The organism is Mycobacterium sp. NPDC003323, from assembly GCF_053589535.1.
Map to the genome: position 1 here is coordinate 13,434 of NZ_JBSFSB010000009.1, position 20,770 is coordinate 34,203.

The 20,770-nt window shown below is 69.6% G+C and carries 19 protein-coding genes; 11 read left to right on the forward strand and 8 right to left on the reverse strand.

Annotated elements, in window-relative coordinates:
- Window positions 1-52: 52 nt before the first annotated feature.
- From ACWDUN_RS19675 to ACWDUN_RS19690, 4 genes are read right to left on the reverse strand one after another with little or no spacing between them, the layout of a single operon-like run.
- On the reverse strand, window positions 53-763 hold the full coding sequence (locus tag ACWDUN_RS19675; protein WP_449931602.1) for a cutinase family protein: 711 nt from the start codon (window positions 761-763) through the stop codon (window positions 53-55).
- Between the two features lie 21 nt (window positions 764-784).
- Window positions 785-1,429, reverse strand: coding sequence for a cutinase family protein (locus tag ACWDUN_RS19680; RefSeq protein WP_449931604.1), 645 nt, complete (start codon window positions 1,427-1,429; stop codon window positions 785-787).
- 44 nt (window positions 1,430-1,473) lie between these two features.
- Window positions 1,474-2,142, reverse strand: a complete 669-nt coding sequence (locus tag ACWDUN_RS19685; RefSeq protein WP_449931606.1) for a cutinase family protein — start codon at window positions 2,140-2,142, stop codon at window positions 1,474-1,476.
- A 15-nt stretch (window positions 2,143-2,157) separates the two neighbouring features.
- Window positions 2,158-3,159, reverse strand: coding sequence for an EamA family transporter (locus tag ACWDUN_RS19690; protein WP_449931608.1), 1,002 nt, complete (start codon window positions 3,157-3,159; stop codon window positions 2,158-2,160).
- 73 nt (window positions 3,160-3,232) lie between these two features.
- Between ACWDUN_RS19690 and ACWDUN_RS19695 the strand changes: the two genes are divergently transcribed.
- Window positions 3,233-3,784, forward strand: coding sequence for a CGNR zinc finger domain-containing protein (locus ACWDUN_RS19695; RefSeq protein ID WP_449931610.1), 552 nt, complete (start codon window positions 3,233-3,235; stop codon window positions 3,782-3,784).
- Between the two features lie 58 nt (window positions 3,785-3,842).
- Entirely contained in the window at window positions 3,843-4,970 is a 1,128-nt protein-coding gene (gene eccB / locus ACWDUN_RS19700) for a type VII secretion protein EccB (protein WP_449931612.1), read from the forward strand.
- Here the strand turns inward: eccB and mycP are convergent.
- A complete protein-coding gene (gene mycP, locus ACWDUN_RS19705) occupies window positions 4,899-6,251 on the reverse strand; it encodes a type VII secretion-associated serine protease mycosin (protein WP_449931852.1) in 1,353 nt (450 codons plus the stop codon). The genes eccB and mycP overlap by 72 nt on opposite strands.
- A gap of 14 nt (window positions 6,252-6,265) precedes the next feature.
- Window positions 6,266-7,519, reverse strand: coding sequence for a type VII secretion integral membrane protein EccD (eccD, locus tag ACWDUN_RS19710; protein WP_449931614.1), 1,254 nt, complete (start codon window positions 7,517-7,519; stop codon window positions 6,266-6,268).
- 129 nt (window positions 7,520-7,648) lie between these two features.
- Here eccD and eccCb point away from each other — a divergent pair, with 129 nt between their 5' ends.
- The 6 genes from eccCb (at window position 7,649) to ACWDUN_RS19740 (ending at window position 15,437) form a co-directional block, all read left to right on the forward strand.
- A complete protein-coding gene (eccCb, locus tag ACWDUN_RS19715; RefSeq protein ID WP_449931616.1) occupies window positions 7,649-11,167 on the forward strand; it encodes a type VII secretion protein EccCb in 3,519 nt (1,172 codons plus the stop codon).
- Window positions 11,164-12,318, forward strand: a complete 1,155-nt coding sequence (locus ACWDUN_RS19720; protein WP_449931618.1) for a type VII secretion-associated protein — start codon at window positions 11,164-11,166, stop codon at window positions 12,316-12,318. Before eccCb ends, ACWDUN_RS19720 begins: the two co-directional genes overlap by 4 nt.
- A 14-nt stretch (window positions 12,319-12,332) precedes the next feature.
- Window positions 12,333-12,641 (forward strand): WXG100 family type VII secretion target, encoded by a 309-nt coding sequence (locus ACWDUN_RS19725; protein ID WP_449931620.1) that lies wholly within the window; start codon window positions 12,333-12,335, stop codon window positions 12,639-12,641.
- Between the two features lie 14 nt (window positions 12,642-12,655).
- Window positions 12,656-12,949, forward strand: a complete 294-nt coding sequence (locus tag ACWDUN_RS19730) for a WXG100 family type VII secretion target (RefSeq protein ID WP_449931622.1) — start codon at window positions 12,656-12,658, stop codon at window positions 12,947-12,949.
- A gap of 184 nt (window positions 12,950-13,133) precedes the next feature.
- Window positions 13,134-14,414, forward strand: coding sequence for a GAF domain-containing protein (locus ACWDUN_RS19735; protein WP_449931624.1), 1,281 nt, complete (start codon window positions 13,134-13,136; stop codon window positions 14,412-14,414).
- A gap of 96 nt (window positions 14,415-14,510) precedes the next feature.
- Window positions 14,511-15,437, forward strand: coding sequence for an alpha/beta hydrolase (locus ACWDUN_RS19740; RefSeq protein ID WP_449931626.1), 927 nt, complete (start codon window positions 14,511-14,513; stop codon window positions 15,435-15,437).
- On the opposite strand, the gene ACWDUN_RS19745 is transcribed toward ACWDUN_RS19740, so the two are convergent.
- Window positions 15,403-16,017 (reverse strand): TetR/AcrR family transcriptional regulator, encoded by a 615-nt coding sequence (locus ACWDUN_RS19745; protein WP_449931628.1) that lies wholly within the window; start codon window positions 16,015-16,017, stop codon window positions 15,403-15,405. The two genes, ACWDUN_RS19740 and ACWDUN_RS19745, sit on opposite strands and share 35 nt — an antisense overlap.
- Before the next feature lie 74 nt (window positions 16,018-16,091).
- On the opposite strand from ACWDUN_RS19745, the gene adh reads away from it, so the two are divergent.
- Window positions 16,092-17,615 carry an aldehyde dehydrogenase gene (adh, locus tag ACWDUN_RS19750; RefSeq protein ID WP_449931630.1) on the forward strand — a complete coding sequence of 508 codons (1,524 nt, stop codon included), beginning with the start codon at window positions 16,092-16,094 and terminating at the stop codon, window positions 17,613-17,615.
- A gap of 92 nt (window positions 17,616-17,707) precedes the next feature.
- Window positions 17,708-19,252 (forward strand): glycerol kinase GlpK, encoded by a 1,545-nt coding sequence (glpK, locus tag ACWDUN_RS19755; RefSeq protein ID WP_449931853.1) that lies wholly within the window; start codon window positions 17,708-17,710, stop codon window positions 19,250-19,252.
- 129 nt (window positions 19,253-19,381) lie between these two features.
- Here glpK and ACWDUN_RS19760 read toward each other — a convergent pair whose 3' ends face one another.
- Window positions 19,382-19,780: a GlcG/HbpS family heme-binding protein gene (locus ACWDUN_RS19760; RefSeq protein ID WP_449931632.1), complete on the reverse strand. Its 399-nt coding sequence runs from the start codon at window positions 19,778-19,780 to the stop codon at window positions 19,382-19,384.
- A gap of 277 nt (window positions 19,781-20,057) precedes the next feature.
- Here ACWDUN_RS19760 and ACWDUN_RS19765 point away from each other — a divergent pair, with 277 nt between their 5' ends.
- A complete protein-coding gene (locus ACWDUN_RS19765; protein ID WP_449931634.1) occupies window positions 20,058-20,768 on the forward strand; it encodes an MIP/aquaporin family protein in 711 nt (236 codons plus the stop codon).
- The last annotated feature ends 2 nt before the right edge of the window (window positions 20,769-20,770 follow it).

The following is a 20,770-nucleotide window of genomic DNA, read 5'->3' on the forward strand; positions in this document are numbered from 1 at the left end:
CGTGCCGATTGTAGCGGCCGGAATTGACGTCTGTGAGGCGAAAGTTCGCCGGTCAGCGAACGCGCGCTGCGGCGAAGTCGGCGGCCTGCTCGATCAGACCGGATCCGATGTAGCCGTCCTGCAGATGATCGCCCCAGACCCGTTGCAGATCATTGATGTCGTTCGGCAGACCGCCCGAGCACACCGGATCCTCGGCATTGCAGACGTCGATGGTGCGGTCGGCGTACTGGGCGGCGATCTGGTGTCCGGGAAGCGATTTGGAGAAGTTGCCGACGAGGACGACCGCAGCGATGTGGCGGTCCATCCCGGGCGGCAGCGGCCGGTTGAAGCCGAGCCCGGGCTGGTTGGCCGACAGCGCCAACACGGCCGCCGCGGCGCCCAGCGAGTACCCGCCGACGATCAGCTTGGTCTGCGGGCAGGCGCCGGCCATGTACTGGATGCGGTTGCTGATGTCGTTGGCGCCCGCGGGGATCTCGGTGTTGGCCGGGTAGTTGACCCCGTATACCCCGACGGGCTGGGGCAGCCGCGCGTTGAGGGCGCCCACCAGGTTGTTGCCGAGCCGGCCGACGCCGGGAGCCTCGTTGCGGCCGCGCGCGAAGATCAGTTCCACGGGCGCGCACGGCTCCGCCGAGGCGGTGGGGACCTGAGCAGCAGGCCCGGCCGTCGTCGTCGCCAGAAATCCACCGGCGACGGCCGCTACCGCGGCGACGGTGGCGGCGAACTTACGCGCACGGCGCTTTGCTGACAGCGATGCGGTGAACACAGAGAAAGTGTACGGGGTCGCTCAGAGCAGACCGGCGACGAAGCTGGCGGCCTGATCGGCGGGGCCGCCGTCATAGGCGCGGTGCGCCGCGACGTCCTCGCCGCTGGTGCACACCGGGTCGCCCGGGTTGCACAGGTCGATCGAGCGCGAACCCCACACCGGGCTGACCGTCAGCGGCAGGCCGACCTTCGCCGACGGGTTGCCGAACACCGCGAGCGCGGCGACATGCGCGGGCGTGTTCGGGGGCAGCGGCGCGTTGAACCCGATGGCCGGCACCGGCACCGCGGCGATGACGTCGATGACGGCAGCGCCCTGTGAGTAGCCGCCCAGCACGAGGCGGGTGTTCGGGCAGTTGTTGATCATCCACTGGATGTGGGCGCTGGCATCGTTGGCGCCGTTGGCGGCGGCCAGGAAGTCGTAGCTGGCGGGGTAGTTCACCGCGTAGGTGCCCACCGACCGGCCGCCGACCTTGCCGCGCAGCGAGTTGACGAAGGCGTTGCCGATGCGGCCCAGTCCGGGATCCTCGTTCGTCCCGCGGGCGAAGACGACCTCGATATCGGGACAGGAGGGTTCGGCGGCGGCCGCCGGGGCCAGGATCAGGGATCCGGCCGCGGTGGCGACGGCGGCGAGCAGGACCGAGCAGCGACGAACAAGATCAATGCGCACGCCAAATCATAACGCGAAGGCGGGCTAAACAAGTCCCGTCGCAGCTACACCCGGCCGGCGATGAACCCGGCGGCCTGCGGGATGAAGCCGGAGGACTCGTAGCGGGTGTGCGCGAACGGGTTGCGCCCGCGCGAGCAGATCGGGTCCCCGTCGGCGCACAGGTCCAGGCCGCGCCCGCTGAAGGGCGGGCCCGCCGCGGTCAGCGGGTGCCCGAACTTGGCGCCGGCGTTGCCGAAGCCCACCACGGCGGCGACGTTGCCGGCCAGATTGGCCGGCAGGGGTGGCGCCGAGCCCATATCGCCGATCCGGTCGCCGACCGGCGGAAGACCGACCAGCATGCTGACGATGGCCGCGCCCTGCGAGTAGCCGCCGATCACGACGCGGGTGTTGGGGCAGTTCTGGGCCAGGTAGGCCACGCGCCCGCTGGCGTCGAAGGCGCCGTCGGCGGCGCGGAAGAAGTCGTAGGTGGCCGGGTAGTTGACCCCGTATGTGCTCAGGGTGCGGCCGCCGAGTTGGGGGCGCAGCGCGTTCTCCAGGGCAAAGCCGACCCGACCGATGCCGGGCGGTTCGCTGGTACCGCGGGCAAAGATCAACTCGACATCCGAGCACGCCGGTTCGGCCGCTGCGAGCGGTGCGGGGGCGGCCAGAACGGCGAGGGTGGAGACCAGGGCCGAGCCCAGCGCGGCCATCGTGCGCAACTTCACGATCAACATCTTCACATTTGATCGTCAGGTATGGGCAATCGGCCGTTCCGCCGGCGGGGGTACCTCGGGCCAATTGGCTTGCGCGACCTCATCGGAACGGTCCCCTTGACGGGCCAGGGCCAGCCCGACGAGCACCACGGCGCCGCCGATGGCCTGGGTCGGCGAGATGGCCTCACCGAGCACCACCCACGCGATGAGCACGGCGAACAGCACCTCGGACAGCCCGACCAGGGAGGCGAACCGGGGACGCAGCCGCGCCACGCCCATGATGCCGAGGGTGTAGGCGATCGCGGTCGGGATCACTGCCAGGGCGATGACGGGCAGGTACCACGGCACGGTGGCGCCGGCGACGATGGTGTCGGCGGCGGTGAACCGCAACGGCATCACCCCGGAGATCCCGAGTGCCGCGACGGCCAGCGCACCGACGATCAGGCCGGCCGCGGCCAGCGTGATCGGGCTCAGGCCGGTGCCGTCGGAGCTGGCCTTCTCCGACATCATGAAATAGCAGGCCGCACAGATCGCGGCCGCCAGGCCCCAGGCCACGCCCGTCGAGTTGATGTGCGCGCCGGCGAAGACGTCGAGCACCAGCATGATCCCGATGACGGCCAGCGCGGCACCGGCCAGCGTCATGACCGCGGGCCGGCGGCGGGTGGTCGCCCACAGCCATGCCACGACGATGATGGGAGCGGTGTACTCCAGCAGCAGTGCCACGGCGACCGACAGGTGCGAGACCGCGTTGTAGTAGCAGAGCTGGGCGCCGGCGATGGGGATCAGGCCGTAGGCGATCACCGTGCCGCGGTGGGCGATCGCCTCGCGGACCCATCCCGGTCGGGCGAACGTGGCGAATGCGGCCATCGCCAGGGCGCCGCCGGCCAGCCGGGCGGTGACCGCGGCAGTCGGCGTCCAGCCGGCCTCCATGAGCGCCTTGGCCAGCGGGCCGGACATCCCGAAGGTGAAGGCAGAGGTGACGGCGAACAGCAGGCCGATCCGAAACCGATTCGTGGCGCGCGCGTCGATCGCCGTCATGAGGCACTCCGGGTTGTAATGAGTAAAATGGATATTGCACATGACGCTATCGGCGACGGGAGTCATGCGTCAAATGATTTTCACTCATGACACGGAACTCACACTGCGCGCTACCTGCGTGCTGATCAACAGCGATCGCGTCGACGGCGACGCCTTCGCCGACCTCGACGGGCTGGATGCCTACCTCGACGAGTTCGGCTGGACCGGCCGACGCGACCGCGACGCCGCCGAGCTGGCCGCGGTGCACCGACTTCGGGAACGGCTCGGCCGGTTGTGGGAGGGAGCCGACGACGAGGAGCGCACCGTCGGACAGGTCAACGCGCTGCTGGCGGACACGAACGCCTCGCCGTGGCTGACTCGGCACGCCGAGATGCCCGAATGGCATCTGCACCTGGCGTCCATCCACGATCCGCTGGCCCAGCGCATGGGCGCCGAGATGGCCATGGCGCTGGCCGACCTGATCCGCGGCGGCGAACTGCGACGGCTCAAGCTGTGCGCCGCGCCCGATTGCAGTGCTGCGCTCTTCGATGTCTCCCGGAACCGGTCGAAGATCTTCTGCGACACCGGCAACTGCGGTAACCGCCAGCATGTCGCGGCGTATCGGGAACGACGCGCCAAGGACTGAAAATTCGTGCACCGGACCGTCCGGCACCCCGGCTAGGGTCGAGAGTCGGGGGTTCGGCATGGGACGGCGGTCGGTCACACGGCAACAGGTCAGCGGTCACCGCTTCCTGACGCGCAGAATGGAATACGCGCTGGTGTGCCGGGACACCCGGATGCTCGACGATCCCATCCGCGGCCAGGGCCGAGCACTGGCCGGTGGTGTCGCGATCACGGCGATCGCGCTGGCGGTGTGCGCGGTGCTCGCGTTGCTTCGACCGCACGGGACGCTGGGGCAGGACCCCATCGTGGTGGTGCGCGAGTCCGGCGCGGTGTACGTGCGGGTCGGCGACACCGTGCACCCGGCGCTGAACCTGGCCTCGGCCAGGCTGATCGCGCGCACTCCCGCGCAGCCGCGACTGGTCAGCGCGGCGATGATCGCCGATGCCCGAACCGGTCCGATGATGGGTATCCCGGGCGCGCCGGGCACCCTCGACCCGGTGCTGACCGGTGAGCAGCTCGCGTGGACCGTCTGCGAGGGCGGTCCGCGGCGGCGAACGGTGCTGAGCATCGGTGCGCCAGAGCATCATCGGGGTGCGCCGCCGGTCCTGGTGACCGCCCGCGGGTCCAACCGCACCTACCTGCTGCACGACGGGTATCGCGTCGCGGTCGACATGCGGGATCGTGCGGTGGTGACCGCCTTCCGGCTCGACGGTCTTGTTCCGCTGCATGTTTCGCGGGCGGTTGTCGACATCCTTCCCGAGGGTGATCCGCTGCGGGTGGATGCCACCCCGGCGGGTGCGGACTTCGACGGCGTGCTGTGCGCCCGGTGGATGTGGACCGGTACCGGCCGGGTGCCCGACACCGCGGTGTTCACCGCGAAAACCCCTGCCGACGAGCCGGATTCAATCGAACTCGTCCAGGCCGACGGCGCGGGTCCACACCTCGACGCGGTCATCGTGCCCGCTGGGCACAGTGTCTATGCGCACGCCGCCGGTGTGGCCGGCGATGGTGCGATGAACGGGCCCCGGTATCTGATCACCGGTGCCGGCGTGGCATTCGGCATCGGTGATGACGAATCCGCCGAAGCCCTCGGCCTGCCCCAGGTACCGGTCGGCGCGCCGTGGCCCGTGCTGGCCTCACTCCCGCGCGGCCCCGAACTCTCCATCGACCGAGCCACTCTCGTCCGCGACAGCGTGGCGGCGCCGTGAGGACCTCGACGGGGCCATTGCGGCCGCCAGGGCGATCACCGCGCACACCGCCGCTCCGATCACCGCCACCCGGCCGGTGTCCGGCGTGGTCGGAGCCTCCCCCGCAGCCACCCGGCGCGTGACGGCCGGTGCCGGTCCGCCGAGCCCGTCCAGCGCGGCCAGCACGTCGACGACACCGTGCCCGACCACCGGATCCCACCCCGAACCCGGCCTGCGGGCCGTGCTCTCGATGCGCTGCATCACCTGTCGCGCCGTCAGCTGTGGCGCCACCGACCGCAGCAGCGCGACGACCCCCGACACCGCCGGTGTGGCGTAGCTGGTCCCCGAGATCGGCTGCGGTGACTGCTCTCCCGGCATCGCGTCGATGAGGCCCTCGCCCGTCGGGCTCAGCGACAGCACCGCCTCACCCGGTGCCGCCACGTCCACCCACGGACCGGCCAGACTGAATCGGGACGGCCGGCCGTCGCCATCCACCGAGCCGACCGTGAGCACCAGGTCGTCATACCAACTCGGGCTCACCACGACGTCGACCCGATCCCAATCCGGAGCACCCACCGCGCCGGCGTCCGGCACCGGATTCTGCCGCGGACAGGTACCTCGCCCACCGACGTTGCCGGCCGCGGCCACCACCACCGCGTTGCGCACGTCGACCGCGTAGGCCAGTGCCGCCCCCAGCATCCGGTCGTCGAGATCGGCCGCGGAATCCAGGCAGGCGACCGACGCGATGTTGATGACCGTCGCACCCTGATCCGCGGCGGATCGCACCGCCGCCGCCAGTGACTCGACATCGCCGACCCCGCCGCCCCCGCCACCGTCGGCGGCGCGGAACATCATGCTGGACTGGCGGATCGCCACGATCGTGACATCCGGTGCGACGCCGCTGAATCCGGTCTCAGGATCGGGTGCAGCCCCGATGATCCCGGCCACGATGGTGCCGTGTCCGTCGCAGTCGTCGGTACCGTCGCCCGTCGCCACATAGTCACCTCCCGGCATCAGGTGGGGGAGTGAGCGGTGCCGTGCGACCCCGGTGTCGATGACGGCCACGACCTGACCGGCGCCGCGGGTGCGTTCCCACGCGGCACGCAGGTCGGGACGTGTCATCGGGGTGGGCGACCCGGCGGACGGCGGGGACACACACGGCCGGTCCTGTTCGGTCGGTACCCGTGGGGTCGCCGGTCCCGGCGGCGGCAGCAGGGTGCGATCCACCGGTGGCGGGCCCACGGCACCGGCGGGGATCGCGAAGACGACGGGCGCGGCGGTCAGCAGCACCGCCGCGGCCATCCGGGCCAACCCATTCACACCAGGCTCGCCGACCGCACCACGTCGTACCCACCGCCCACCCAGCACGCAAGTGGCACAACGGCTGCCAACAGGCCGTACTCGACGATCTCGATGGTGCGCGCCAGCACCGGATCGGTGGCCGAGCCCCTGACGTGACACCACACTGCTGCGGCGAACACCGCCACGGCAAGCCATCCGGCATGCCGGGGTGCGGACTCCAGCACGGGGACGAGCGTCGCCGCGACGCCGGCCAACCCGCACCACCCGAGCGCCCCGCGGCAGCGCGGATCGACATGAAGTCTCATCCGCAGCAGCAGGATCGCGCTGACGATCCCGCCGAACAACGCGGCCGGTGACCAGGGCACCCGACCGTGCAGACAACCCGCCGCCACCATGGCGAGACCGGCGGCGGCCGCCACCGCACTGCCCGTCACCAGACCGGCGAGCAGGTGTCGGCCGCGGACCACCACACCCGGTGCGGCGCCGCGTCTCGGCCGTATCTTGCCCAGTCCCAACGCCACCCGCCCCGAGGCGCCGAGCACGCCCAGTGCGACCACCGCCGTCGCGGCGCCCTGGCCGGCGATATCGACCGACAACGCCGATGCCGCCGCGGTCACCACCGCCAGCGACGCACCGCAGGTGGCGAGCGCGGCACACAACCGGGTGTCCGCGCCCGCGATGCGCGCCGACACCACGGCCGCGGTGCCGCCCACCGCGGCGGTGAGCAGCAGGTGTGGCTGTCCCGGTGGACCGGGAACCACCAGAACCGCCGCAGCACAGCCGAATCCGATGAACAGGCAGGTAGCCGACGAATGTCCGGTGCGCATGCTCACCGTCAGGCAGCCGAGGGCGGCACCGACCGCGATCATCGCCGCCAGCAGAGTCTGGCCGCCGAACAGCCCGGAGAGAATCAGCGCCGCGACCGCGACCATGCCCGCGGCGGTCCAGCCGGCGGCCGGTAGCGGTCCGACGGGTGGACCGTCCACGGGTTGCGTCAGCGCGCGGAAGACATCATCGTGCAGCGGACCGGGGCTCACCGCGCTCTGGGGGGCCAGCACGATGACGTCGCCGTCACGCACACCGCTGTCGTGCAGGCTCACCGACTCGTCGCACCGGACGCCGTCGAGCCGATCCACCCGCCACCCGTGCGTCCCGGGCTCCTCATCGACCACCATGCCGACGATGTCGGCCACCAGCAGACCGAGCCGGGCGTGCCGGGGCAGCATCAGATCGACGGCGCGTGCGTCGCGCGCACACTGAACGGTCACCCGACACAGCGGATCATCCATCGCAGCCCCCCGCTACATTCCCTGCGGACACCCTAACCGGCCCGCAGACCGCTGTTGCGCACCAGAATTCGATGGAACCGAACGGCGTCCCGTCGCGTCGAAACAAGAATGGAGTTCGTGCGGGACCGCCGCGCCGCGGCACCGGAAGCACCGTCGGGGTCGGTTCAGGTGCGCAGGCCGCCGGAGATAGCGCGCACACCGCCGGTCGGTCCGTTGGCGCGGCTGTTGCCGGTGGTGATGCTCGTCGCCGCCGGCGCCATGATGATCCTCTACCTGTCCGCCGATGGCATCTCGACCACCCGCAGCCCGATGTATCTGCTGTTCCCGGTGCTGATGGCGGTATCGGTGCTGGGCAGCCTCGCCCACGGCGCGCGCAGCGGTGCAGGCGATCTCGACGCGAACCGGCGCGACTACCTGCGCTATCTGGACGCGGTGGCCGATGACGCCGCCCGTACCGCCGCCGCGCAACGCGCACAGCGATGCTGGACGCATCCCGACCCGGTGACGCTGTGGACCCTGGTGGGCGGGCATCGGATGTGGGAGCGGCGCCGCGCCGATCCCGACTTCTGTTCGGTCCGGGTGGGCCTGGGGCCGGCCGTGCTGGCGACCCCGCTGACCGTGCCCGACGGAGACCCGGTCGGTGAACCCGATCCCGTCACCGAAACCGCACTCGACGATGTGTTGGCGGCGTGGTCGGTCGTCCCCGCGCTTCCCGTCACGGTCGACCTCGATGGGCACCTGGGCATCACCGGGCAGCGGGAGGCGGTACGAGCGTTGGCGCGTGCCATCATCTGCCAGGTCGCCGTCCTGCACAGTCCCGCCGACGTGCGGATCGTGGCACGACCCGCCGATGGTCACTGGGACTGGCTGAAATGGTTACCGCACCACGGCGCACGCCATGGCGCGGCGCGCACCGTGCTCGTCATCGACGATGACGGCCCCGCCCCCGAGGGCGCCGATACCGCGGTGCTGCATCTCGGCGCGTCCGGCGACCGAAGCCTGGCGGCCGGGCCGGACACCGATGCGCTGACCGAGGCGCAGGCGCTGATCTGTGCGCGGCGGTTGGCCCGATGGCGCGCGGGCGGACCCGGTCCCGACGGCGCCCCGGATTGGGCCGGTCTGCTCGGCATCGACCACCCGGGTGCCGTGCGTCCGGGTCGCGGCGGCCGGCTGCGGGTACCCATCGGGACCGGTGCGGACACCGAGAACCGCGGCGCGCCGGTGTATCTGGACCTCAAGGAGGCCGCCCAGGGCGGGATGGGCCCGCATGGGCTGTGCGTGGGAGCCACCGGCTCGGGCAAATCGGAGTTCCTGCGCACGCTCATCCTCGGGCTGGCCGCCACCCACACCTCCGACGAGCTCAACCTGGTGCTGATCGACTTCAAGGGTGGGGCGACGTTCCTCGGGTTCGAACGCGTGCACCATGTGGCCGCCGTGATCACGAACCTGGCCGATGCCGCTCATCTGGTGGATCGGATGCGTGACGCCCTGACCGGTGAGATGCACCGCCGTCAGCAGCTGTTGCGGACGGCAGGCGTGGACAGCGTCGCGCACTATCGGCGCTCCCGCACGCACGGCGATCACCTGCCGGCGCTCGCCGATCTGCTGATCGTGATCGACGAGTTCTCCGAACTGCTCAGCCGGCATCCCGATTTCGCCGAGGTGTTCGTGGCGGTCGGTCGGCTGGGCCGATCACTCGGAATGCACCTGCTGCTGGCCAGCCAACGCCTCGACGAGGGCAGACTGCGTGGACTGGAGAACCACCTGTCCTACCGGATCTGTCTGAAGACGTTCTCCGCCGCGGAGTCCCGCGCGGTTCTCGGCGTCCCGGACGCCTACGAACTTCCCAGCGACCCCGGTGCGGCCTACCTCAAGACGGCGGACGGCGATCTCGTCCGGTTGCGCACCGCGTACGTGTCCGGTCCACTCACCGAGCCGCCCCCGAGCGGCGATACGCCGACCGTGCAACGGTTCACGGCCCTGATTCAGGAGACGCGCGCACCCGACCCATCGGAGCGCACCGTGCTGGGCGCGGCCCTGGACCGGCTGGCCGGACAGGGCGCACGGGCCCACCCGGTCTGGTTGGCGCCCTTGCCGGCAGCACCTGCCCTCGCCGAGATGCCGGCCGCTGACGGGCCGCCGCTGACCACCGTGCTGGGACTGGTGGACAACCCGTTCGCGCAGCGACGTGATGGGTTGATCGTCGATGTGAACGGTGCCGGCGGACACGTCGCGGTGGTGGGTGCCACCCGATCCGGAAAGTCCACCGCACTGTGCACGCTGATGCTGGGCCTGGCCGCTCGACACGATCCGACCGAGATCCAGTTCTACTGTCTGGATCTCGGGGGTGGGCTACTGACGGGGCTGCGCGAACTGCCGCACGTCGGGGTGGTCGCCGGGCGCAGCGACCGAGAGCTGATCGGCCGTACCGTCGCTTCGTTGCAGCACCTGATCCGACGGCGGATGCAGTCCGGAAACCGTTACGGGTCAGACGGTTACGGTGAGGTGTTCCTGGTGGTCGACGGATGGGCGGCGCTGCGTTCCGACGGCGACGGTCTCGAGGAGGCGATCACCGACATCGCGGCGCACGGGCTGGCCCACGGCGTGCACGTCGTCATCACTGCGGCCAGATGGGCCGAGCTGCGGCCCGCACTCAAGGACCAGCTCGGCACCCGCATCGAGCTGCGTCTGGGCGAACCCGGTGAATCGGAGATGGACCGCAGAGCCGCCCGCCGGCTGTCGGACCGCCCGCCGGGCACCGCGCTCACCCGCGACGGCCGGGAGGCGATGCTGGCGTTGCCCCGGTTGCACGGGCCGGACCTGGCCAGCTCCGTCGCCGCGCTGGCAGCACAGCACCCGCAGCGGCGCGCGGTACCGGTCCGGCTGCTGCCTGCGATGTTGCCGCTGTCGACCCTGCCCTCGACCGGATGCACACCGTCGGCCGTCGTCATCGGTATCGACGACAGCGAATTCCGGCCGGTCACCGTCGACTTCGCCGAATGCGGCCATCTGCTGGTACTCGGTGACCCCGGGTGTGGCAAGACCGCGACCCTGCGCGCCCTGTGCACCCAGCTGACCCGCGCCGGTGGGCCCGATCGGGTACGGCTGTACGTGGCCGATGTGCGGCGGACCATGCTCGGTGCGGTGGGATCCGCGCATCTGGGCGGGTATGCCATCTCGGCGAACATCCTGCAGACGCAGGTGCTCTCGCTCGTCGACACATTGCGCGCCCGCCTCCCCGGCGCCGAGGTCACCCAGCAGCAATTGCGGGACCGCTCGTGGTGGACCGGACCGGAGATCTATCTCCTGGTCGATGACTACGAGCTACTTGCCGGCTCCACCGATCCACTCGCCGCCCTGCTGGAATTTCTGCCCTACACCCGCGATATCGGTCTGCACGTGGTGATAGCCCGCCGCGCCGGGGGAGCGGCCCGGGCGCTGTTCAACCCGGTACCCGCGATGATGCGCGAACTCGGCGCCGCCGGGTTGATGATGAGCGCCGGCGCCGACGACGGCGTGCTGCTCGGAACGGCGCGACCGGCGGTGCTGCCACCCGGGCGCGCCATCCTGATCCGGCGCGGTCACCCCGACGAACGGATCCAGGTCGGTTGGACCGAGCCACCGTGACGGTCGTGGTGGCCGGTCCGGGGACGGTACACGGATCCCGGCCGGTGCCCGCCGATCTGGCCGAGACCGCCTGCGCCGCAATCGATGATCCCTACGCGATAGTCGACGCCCGGTTCGTCGACGTCGACGAGTTGTGGCGCACCGTCCTGCGGACCGCCACCGGCGGCGCACCACCGGAGGTGCTGATCTGTCCGGGCTGGTGGCACCCGGCCCGCATCGACCGGATCCGGCGGGCCGCGCCGGGGAAAGGTCACGTGGTGCGACAACGACATCACTGCCACCCGGCACCGGGTCACACCGTCGTGGAGATCGCCGCCGAGTTCGTCCTCGTCCATGACGCCGGCCGGACCGGTCAGGCGGTGCCGCGGCTGGGGGACACCGCGGCGACATCCGAGGCGGTCATGGCGCGGGTCGGTGCGGCCGTCGCGGTGCTGGTCGATGCCCCACTCGGGGTGCCCGGAGCGGCGCAGTTGGCCGCCGCCGTCGCCGCACGCGTGCGTTCCCGCGGCGGCGCCGTCACCGTCGTCGACGATCACACCCTGCTACGGGAAGCCACTCCGCCGGCCCGGGCGCCGCGGCGCCACACGCACCGGATCGCTGCGACGCTGGCGGCCGCTGCGCTGCCGGTCGCCGGCTTCCTGGTCCCGCGCACCACCGCCGATGTCGAACCGACGCCGGCCGTACTGGTCACCGAAGGGGCGGTCGCCGTGCGGGTTCCGGACTCGTGGTCGGCGGTGCGCGTGGTTGCCGGCGGTGGATCGCCCCGCCTGCAGCTGACATCGCCGGAGCACCCGGATGCCGCGATCCTGCTCACCCAATCGCCGGTGGCGCCGGACTGGGCCGCGGTGCTGGCCGCCACGCTGGCGGCGCAACCGGCCGGTGTGTTCGTCGATTTCGATCACCCCCGCGTGGTGGCGGGCCGAGAAGTGGCCGCCTACACCGAGATCCGTACGGGGCGCGCGATCACCTGGGCGGTGTTCGTGGACGGTCCCGTCCGCATCGCCATCGGCTGCCAACAGCCCGCGCAGCGGCCCGATCTGATCCGCGGCCACTGTGATGAGGCCATCCGGTCCGCGCGCCGGCGGGACGGTTCGGAAAACGGTGGAACCGATCCGGCACCCGCTGCGTCTAATCCCATAACCACCAAATGAGGAGGACATCGCCAATGCCCGCTCTGAACACCGACCTGGAACTGATGCACGCGGTATCCGGTCAGATCGACGCCCGCAACGAGGAGGTCCGAGCCATGCTCGGCGCGTTCATCGGACGAATGTGCAGTGTGCCCGCCTCGGTGTGGGGTGGCGCGGCGGCGCTGCGGTTCCGCGAGGTGGTCGACCGGTGGAATGCCGAATCGGTCGCGCTGCACGCCGCCCTCGGACGCATCGCCGAGACCATCCGCCTCAACGAGCACACCCTGCGCGAGGCCGCCGACGGCCATTCCCAGCAGATCGGCGCCGTCGCCGGTCACCTGTAGAGAGGAGCCACGCCATGGACATGATGCTGACCTACAACTTCGACGAGATCGAGCACAACGTGCGTCAGGAGATCCACACCGTCTCGGCCCGGTTCAACGCCGCACTGGACGAGCTGCGCGGGCAGATCGCGCCGCTGCAGCAGACCTGGACCGCACAGGCCGCCGAGGCCTACCGCGCCGAGCAACTGCGCTGGAACCAGTCGGCGGCCGCCCTCAACGACATCCTGATCAGGCTGGGCAACGCGGTCCGAGACGGCGCCGATGAGGTGGCGGCCACCGATCGCCGCGCCGCCGGCGCCTGGGGCTGACACCGGCCATTCGGGTCCTGTGCGTCCCCGCCGAGAGGAGAGCTCGGCGGGGACGCACGGTCAGGTTTGGGTCCGTCGCCCCGCCGCCACCGGGCGAACGCCGAACCAGTGTGACGCGGTCCACTATCCTGGCTCGCAGAGATGCGACGCGTCCGGTGATCGGCGCCTCGCGGGGAGTGTGAGCATGGTGGCTTTATCGAGGACGAACGGCGGCCGGGTGCCGCCGGCGAAGGTGCGCGCCGTCCACGACCTGTTCGTCGCGGGTCAGGTCGATGCCTCCTACCTCGATTCGGTTCCGCTGCGCCGCATCGTCGCGGAGAGCTGGCAGCGCAGCCTGGCCACCGGCGTCGACCCCGATACGGTCGGCCAGGCCACCGAGGCGGCCAAGGCGCTGGAAGAACTGCGCAGGTCACATCCCTTGGCGCCGACCCTGCCGCTGATCCGCCGGCTGCTGGTGGAGGATGCCGTCGACGCCGGTGTGGTCGTCGCGATCACCGCCGCCGACGGCACGCTGCTGTGGGTCGAAGGTGATCGCCGGGCGATCCGCAAGGCCGAGGGGATGAACTTCGTGCCCGGCACCGACTGGAGCGAGCACACCGCCGGGACCAACGCGCCCGGCACCGCGCTGGCCCTGGACCGCGAACTGCAGATCCGCGGGTCGGAGCACTTCTCGCGCATCGTGCACCCGTGGAACTGCACCGCGGTGCCCGTGCACGACCCCGGCACCGGTGCGCTGCTTGGTGCCATCGACCTGACCGGCGGTCCCTCGGTCGCCACCCCGCAGACCCTGGCGCTGGTGCGGGCCACCGCGGTCGCGGTGGAGAACCAGTTGGCCCTGCTGCGCCTGTCCGGCTCGCCCGACGCCACCGACCGGCCCGCCACCCTCTCGGTTCTGGGCGCCGACCGTCCGCGCTGGCAGGCCGGCGACGCCAATGCCGTCGCCCTCACCGGCAGGCACGCCGACATCCTGGTGCTGTTGCTCCGCCATCCGGAGGGGCTGAGCGCCGACCATCTCGCGATGCTGCTCGACGACAAGGATCTCGACGTCGTCACCATCCGCGCCGAGATGTCGCGACTGCGCCGGGTGATCGGCGGTGACCACATCGCCTCGCGGCCGTACCGGTTGCTGGGCCCGGTTTCCAGCGACATGAGTGATGTGTTGGACGCCCTGCAGGCCAATGACGTCGCCGGTGCGCTGTCGGCCTACGGCGGTGCGCTGCTGCCGCAGTCGGTTTCCCCGGCCATCGCGCGGCTGCGCACCGAGCTGACGACCAGCCTGCGTGGTGCGGTACTGGCCGAGGCGGCCCGCGGGAACCTCGCCCTGTTGCGGCGGTGGCTGCAACTGCCCGACGGCCGCGATGACCGCCGGGGCTGGCAGCTGCTGGCCGAGCACGCCGCAGCCGACCCGATCCTGCGGGCCCGGGCCCGCGCACATCTGGTCGGACTCGACGCCGAACTCGGCTGAAACCTGAGCAACCTCGGCGAAAGCATCCTTGACCTGGGCGAACGGCATCACCGAACGCGAGTTGTCAGGCCGCGCGCGTCGCCGCAGCATCGATGCATGGACTTCGAGCGCTACGCCGCCTTCCTTCCCGAACATCGCCGGGCACAGATCGCCACGCCGCAGAGCAGCTGGCTGCCGTGGCGCGGTCGGCGCATCCACATCGCCCGCGCCGGTGACCCGGATGCCCCGGTCAAGGCCATCCTCGTGCACGGCGGCGGTGGCTACTCCGGCGCGCTGTGGCCCCTGGCCGGCCTGGCCACCGGTGTCCACGGCGATATCGGAGTGCAGGTGCTCGCGCCGGACATGCCGCTCTACGGCTACACCGACGAACCCGACCCGGCCGCCGTCCGGTACCCGGACTGGCTGGATCTGCTGAGCGATATCGTGGCCACCGAACACGACCGCCCGATCATCCTGTTCGGCGCCAGCATGGGCGGCATGATGGCCTACGAGGTCGCCCATCGCACCGGCCTGGTCGACGCCGTGCTGGCCACCTGTCTGCTGGACACCGCCGACCCGGCGGCCCGCCGCGCGGCATCCCGGTTCAGGATGCTCGGCCGTCCCAGCGCCGGCGCGCTGCGCGCCATCACCCCGGTGGTGGGCCGGGTGCGGGTACCGATGCGGTGGTTGGCCGACATGTCGGCGATGAGCAACACCCCGGCGCTGTCGGCGCTGTGCGCCGCCGATCCGCGCGGCGGCGGGGTGCGCGCACCCATCGGCTTCCTGTCCAGCTGGCTGAACCATCGGCACACCCGGCCCGAACGGTACCGCGGGGCGCCGGTCACCCTGGTCGCGCCGGCGGCCGACACCTGGACCCCACCCAAGCTGAGTCAGCGTTTCCTGCAACGGATTTGCGCGCCCACCCGGATGGTCCTGCTGGACAACTGTGGGCACTACCCGATCGAGGAGCCTGGCCTGACCCGCCTCGAAGAAGTCGGGCGCGAGACCGTCAGGGACGTGGCGGAGCAAGCCGCTCGACCGTGAGCCGCAACTGGTCCACCTCATAACCGTGCTGCGGCATCACCCGGTGCAGCTGCGCGTCCAGCGCGTGCACCAGGATGCGGGCGGCCAGCTCGGGATCATCGTCGACGTCGCGGTCACAGCGTTTGAGGTGATAGGCCACCTCCGCGCATACCCGGTCCTCGAACAGCTGCATCACCGCGAGGTCGGCGGCGCTCATCGCGACCCGGTGCAGCACCGCGTGCAACCGGGGTTGTCCGCTGTGCAGATCCACCAATTCGGCCAGTAGTTGATGCATCGTCTCGTCGAAGGGCGGCTCGGTGACCCGCAACCGGTCGAACAGCGCGGTCAGGCGGGCGTCGGCCTCGCGGACATGTCGGGCCGCGACCGCGTGAAGCAGAGCATTCTTGTCCGGAAAGTATTGGTACAGCGTGCCGATGGAGACACCGGCGCGTTCGGCGATCCGGTTGGTGGTGGCGGCCAGCCCCTCGCGGGAGAACATCTGCGCGGCCGCCTCCACCAGAACGGCCAGCGTCTCTTTGGACCGGGCCTGGCGGGGATTCCTGCGAGTGGTGCCGATACGGCGATTCTTCGCCAGTTGCAACCGTGATGCAACGTTGCAACCCCTAAATTGAGTGACGGCCGACACACCCATGTGTCCGAACGCAGGAGATCCTCATGACTGTTTACGCACGGCCGGGTGCCGACGGCGCCCTGATGTCGTTCGACGCCCGCTACGACAACTACATCGGCGGCCAGTGGGTCGCCCCCAACGCGGGCCGGTACTTCGAGAACCGCACTCCCGTCACCGGTGAGGTGTTCTGCGAGGTCGCCCGCTCCGACGAGTCCGATATCGAGAAGGCGTTGGACGCCGCGCATGCCGCCGCACCGGCCTGGGGTAAGACCTCAGCAGCCGAGCGCGCGCTGATCCTCAACAAGATCGCCGACCGGATCGAGGAGAACCTCGAATCGATCGCGCTGGCCGAGTCGTGGGACAACGGCAAGCCGATCCGCGAGACCCTCAACGCCGACATCCCGCTGGCCGTCGATCACTTCCGCTACTACGCCGGCGCGATCCGGGCGCAGGAAGGCTCGCTGTCCGAGATCGACCAGGACACGGTGGCCTACCACTTCCACGAGCCGCTCGGCGTCGTCGGCCAGATCATTCCGTGGAACTTCCCGATCCTGATGGCCGTGTGGAAGCTGGCCCCGGCGCTGGCCGCGGGCAACGCGATCGTGCTGAAGCCCGCCGAGCAGACCCCGGTCTCGGTGCTGTACCTGTTCAAGCTGATCGGCGACCTGCTGCCCGCCGGTGTGGTCAACGTGGTCAACGGTTTCGGTGTCGAGGCGGGCAAGCCGCTGGCCTCGTCCAACCGGATCGCCAAGATCGCCTTCACCGGTGAGACCACCACCGGCCGGCTGATCATGCAGTACGCCAGCCAGAACCTGATCCCGGTCACCCTGGAACTCGGCGGCAAGAGCCCCAACATCTTCTTCAACGATGTGCTGGCCGCCAACGACGACTACCAGGACAAGGCGCTCGAGGGCTTCACCATGTTCGCCCTGAACCAGGGCGAGGTGTGCACCTGCCCGTCGCGCAGCCTGGTGCAGGCCGACATCTTCGACGAGTTCCTCGCGATGGCCGCCATCCGCACCAAGGCGGTGCGCCAGGGTGATCCGCTGGACACCGAGACGATGATCGGTGCACAGGCCTCCAACGATCAGCTGGAGAAGATCCTGTCCTACATCGAGATCGGCAAGAGCGAGGGCGCTCAAGTCATCACCGGTGGTGAGCGTGCCGATCTGGGTGGAGATCTGAACGGCGGTTACTACGTGGCGCCGACGATCTTCACCGGTAACAACAAGATGCGCATCTTCCAGGAGGAGATCTTCGGTCCCGTCGTCGCGGTGACGTCGTTCAAGGATTACGACGACGCCATCGACCTGGCCAACGACACCCTCTACGGTCTGGGTGCCGGCGTCTGGAGCCGCGACGGCAACACCGCCTACCGTGCAGGTCGCGATATCAAGGCCGGCCGAGTGTGGACCAACTGCTACCACCAGTACCCGGCGCACGCCGCCTTCGGTGGTTACAAGCAGTCCGGTATCGGCCGCGAGAACCACCTGATGATGCTCGACCACTACCAACAGACCAAGAACCTGCTGGTGTCCTACAGCAACAAGGCGCAGGGCTTCTTCTGATCCCTCCCTGATCTCCGCGGACGTGAGCTTGGGACGAAACTCCCCCCGATCTCCGGCTCAAGCTCACGTCCGCGGCTTACCCTTCCAAGTAAATAATCCCTCTCGCGTCAGGAGCAGCGTTGCCCAGATTCGTCGCGGCCATCGACCAAGGCACCACGAGTACCCGAGCCATGATCTTCGATCATGCGGGTGCCGAGGTGGGGCGTCACCAGCTCGAGCACGAGCAGATCATGCCTCGGGCGGGCTGGGTGGAGCACTCTCCGGTGGAGATCTGGGAGCGCACCTCCTCGGTGTTGACCTCGGTGCTCAACAACACCAACCTGCAACCGGAAGACATTGCGGCACTGGGTATCACGAATCAGCGTGAAACCACACTGGTTTGGAACCGGCACACCGGGCGGCCGTACTACAACGCCATCGTCTGGCAGGACACCCGCACCGACCGGATCGCTACCGCACTGGACCGGGACGGTCGCGGGGACGTGATCCGCCGCAAGGCTGGCCTGCCTCCGGCCACCTACTTCTCCGGCGGCAAGATCCAGTGGATCCTGGAGAACGTCGACGGTGTGCGCGAGGCGGCCGAGAAGGGTGACGCCATCTTCGGCAACAGCGACAGCTGGGTGGTGTGGAACCTGACCGGGGGTCCGCGCGGCGGTGTGCACGTCACCGACGTGACCAACGCCAGTCGCACCATGCTGATGAACCTGGAGACCCTGGACTGGGACGACGAACTGTTGTCGTTCTTCAGGATTCCGCGCCAGATGCTGCCGCAGATCCGCCCGTCCTCGTCCCCGGAGCCCTACGGTATGACACTGTCCACCGGGCCGATGGGTGGTGAGGTACCGGTGACCGGCATCCTCGGTGACCAGCAGGCCGCGATGGTGGGGCAGGTGTGCCTGAAGGCCGGCGAGGCCAAGAACACCTATGGCACAGGGAATTTCCTGCTGCTCAACACCGGTGAGAAGATGGTGCGTTCGGAGAACGGCCTGCTCACCACGGTGTGCTACCAGTTCGGCGACGCCAAGCCGGTATACGCGCTGGAGGGCTCGATCGCCGTCACCGGGTCGGCCGTGCAGTGGTTGCGCGACCAGCTGGGCATCATCAGCGGTGCCGCGCAGAGCGAGGCGCTGGCTCGGCAGGTGCAAGACAACGGCGGGGTGTACTTCGTGCCGGCGTTCTCCGGCCTCTTCGCACCGTACTGGCGCTCGGATGCCCGCGGCGCGATCGTCGGGTTGAGCCGGTTCAACACCAACGCCCATGTGGCCCGTGCGACGCTGGAGGCCATCTGCTACCAGAGCCGCGACGTGATCGATGCGATGGAAGCCGATTCCGGTGTGCACCTTGATGTTCTGAAGGTCGACGGTGGTATCACCGCCAACAGCCTGTGCATGCAGATCCAGGCCGACGTGCTGGGCGTGGACGTGGTCAAGCCGGTGGTGGCCGAGACCACCGCGCTCGGCGCGGCGTATGCCGCGGGTCTGGCGGTCGGTTTCTGGGACAACGCCGACGACCTGCGCGCCAACTGGCAGGAGGGCCAGCGGTGGAGCGCACAGTGGTCCGACCAACAGCGAACCGACGGCTACGCCGGCTGGCAGAAGGCCGTGCAACGCACGCTGGACTGGGTGGACGTGTCCTAGAAAGAGCTACGTTCCCGCCTCGCGGAAGGAGAGCTGCGGGGCGGGAACGTCACCATATATTGCGCGAGCAGTCGTGAATGGCCCCGGAATCCTGAGATTCCGGGGCCATTCACGACTGCTCGCGGGGAATCAGAGCGCGGCCACACCGGCCTCGGCCACGGTGACATCCTGCTCGACGCTGCCCGCGCTGACGCCGATGGCGCCGACGACGACACCGTCGACGGTCAGCGGGATGCCGCCGCCGAAGATCACCAGACCGCCGCAGGTCTGCTCCAGACCGTAGAGCTCGGCACCGGGCTGCGCCAGCGGCATCAGCGCACCGGTGGGCGCATTCATCAGGATCGACGTGCGCGCCTTCTTGATCGAGATGTCGATGCTGGCCTTGATGGCGCCGTCCATCCTGGCGAACGCCACCAGGTGTCCGCCGTCGTCGACGACGGCGATGTTCATCGGCTGGCCGATCTCGCCGGCCTTCTCGATGGCCGCGTTGACCACCTTGGTTGCACTGGTCAGGCTGATGGCACTCATGACGAACCTTTCGAATCGGTTTTCCCGCAACGAATTTTGACGTTCGCGGGGTGTTCTGCCGCAGTTCGATCATAATCGGAACATCGCCGCCCGCGCGGTCGTTTGCGCCGCACGCACCGGCGGTCGCCATACCCTAGCCAAATACTGGCCCAAAGTTGTGTTGCGGCAGTGCTTCCGGATGGTTGGCGACGTGGAACCGCGCGAAGCCGCCCCAACATCGGGTGCGCGACAAACACTGGTGGCAAAGCGTTCTCTGCCAATTGAGTTAGGTGGTTCAGTGGCGAACATCGACATCCTCGTATGGGAATTCCTCGGCACCGCGGTGCTGTGTCTGCTCGGTAGCGGCGCGGTGGCCGCGGTCGTGCTCAAGAATTCCTTTTCCCATGGCGGCGGCGGTGATTGGGTGATCATCGTGCTCGGGTGGGGCTTCGCGGTCTTCACCGGCGCCAGCGTGGCCGCGCCGGCAGGCGCACATATCAACCCGGCCGTGACTTTGGCCCTGGCGATATCCGGCGGGGTGCCGTGGACGCAGGTGCCGATCTACTGGATCGCGCAGTTGACCGGTGCGTTCGTCGGTGCCTCGCTGGCCTGGGCGGCGTTCAAACTGCAGTTCGACAACAACGACGACAATTCCGGAACCCGCGGCATCTTCTGCACCTCACCGGCGGTGCGCAAGATCGGCTGGAACATCGTCACCGAGGTCATCGCCACCTTCGTGCTGATCCTGTGGATCCTGACCACCCCCGAGGTCAACACCACGCTGGGCTATGCGGCGGTGTCCTTCGTCGTGATCACCATCGGGTTCGGCCTGGGCGGCCCGACCGGTTACGCCATCAACCCCGCCCGTGACCTCGGCCCGCGTATTGCCTACGCACTGTTGCCGATTCGCGGCAAGGCGAACGCCGACTGGGGTTATTCCTGGGTGCCGGTGGTGGCACCACTGATCGGTGCCGCACTGGCCGCCGGACTGGTGGGTGCACTGGGATAGGG

Coding starts and splice junctions, on each gene's coding strand:
- ACWDUN_RS19690 (WP_449931608.1), bottom strand. CDS start 3,159: ATGACGGCGATCGACGCGCGCGCCACGAATCGGTTTCGGATCGGCCTG.
- eccCb (WP_449931616.1), top strand. CDS start 7,649: ATGGAGTTCGTGCGGGACCGCCGCGCCGCGGCACCGGAAGCACCGTCG.
- ACWDUN_RS19695 (WP_449931610.1), top strand. CDS start 3,233: ATGATTTTCACTCATGACACGGAACTCACACTGCGCGCTACCTGCGTG.
- ACWDUN_RS19760 (WP_449931632.1), bottom strand. CDS start 19,780: ATGAGTGCCATCAGCCTGACCAGTGCAACCAAGGTGGTCAACGCGGCC.
- ACWDUN_RS19730 (WP_449931622.1), top strand. CDS start 12,656: ATGGACATGATGCTGACCTACAACTTCGACGAGATCGAGCACAACGTG.
- ACWDUN_RS19685 (WP_449931606.1), bottom strand. CDS start 2,142: ATGTTGATCGTGAAGTTGCGCACGATGGCCGCGCTGGGCTCGGCCCTG.
- ACWDUN_RS19740 (WP_449931626.1), top strand. CDS start 14,511: ATGGACTTCGAGCGCTACGCCGCCTTCCTTCCCGAACATCGCCGGGCA.
- eccB (WP_449931612.1), top strand. CDS start 3,843: ATGGGACGGCGGTCGGTCACACGGCAACAGGTCAGCGGTCACCGCTTC.
- ACWDUN_RS19735 (WP_449931624.1), top strand. CDS start 13,134: ATGGTGGCTTTATCGAGGACGAACGGCGGCCGGGTGCCGCCGGCGAAG.
- ACWDUN_RS19725 (WP_449931620.1), top strand. CDS start 12,333: ATGCCCGCTCTGAACACCGACCTGGAACTGATGCACGCGGTATCCGGT.
- adh (WP_449931630.1), top strand. CDS start 16,092: ATGACTGTTTACGCACGGCCGGGTGCCGACGGCGCCCTGATGTCGTTC.
- mycP (WP_449931852.1), bottom strand. CDS start 6,251: ATGGCCGCGGCGGTGCTGCTGACCGCCGCGCCCGTCGTCTTCGCGATC.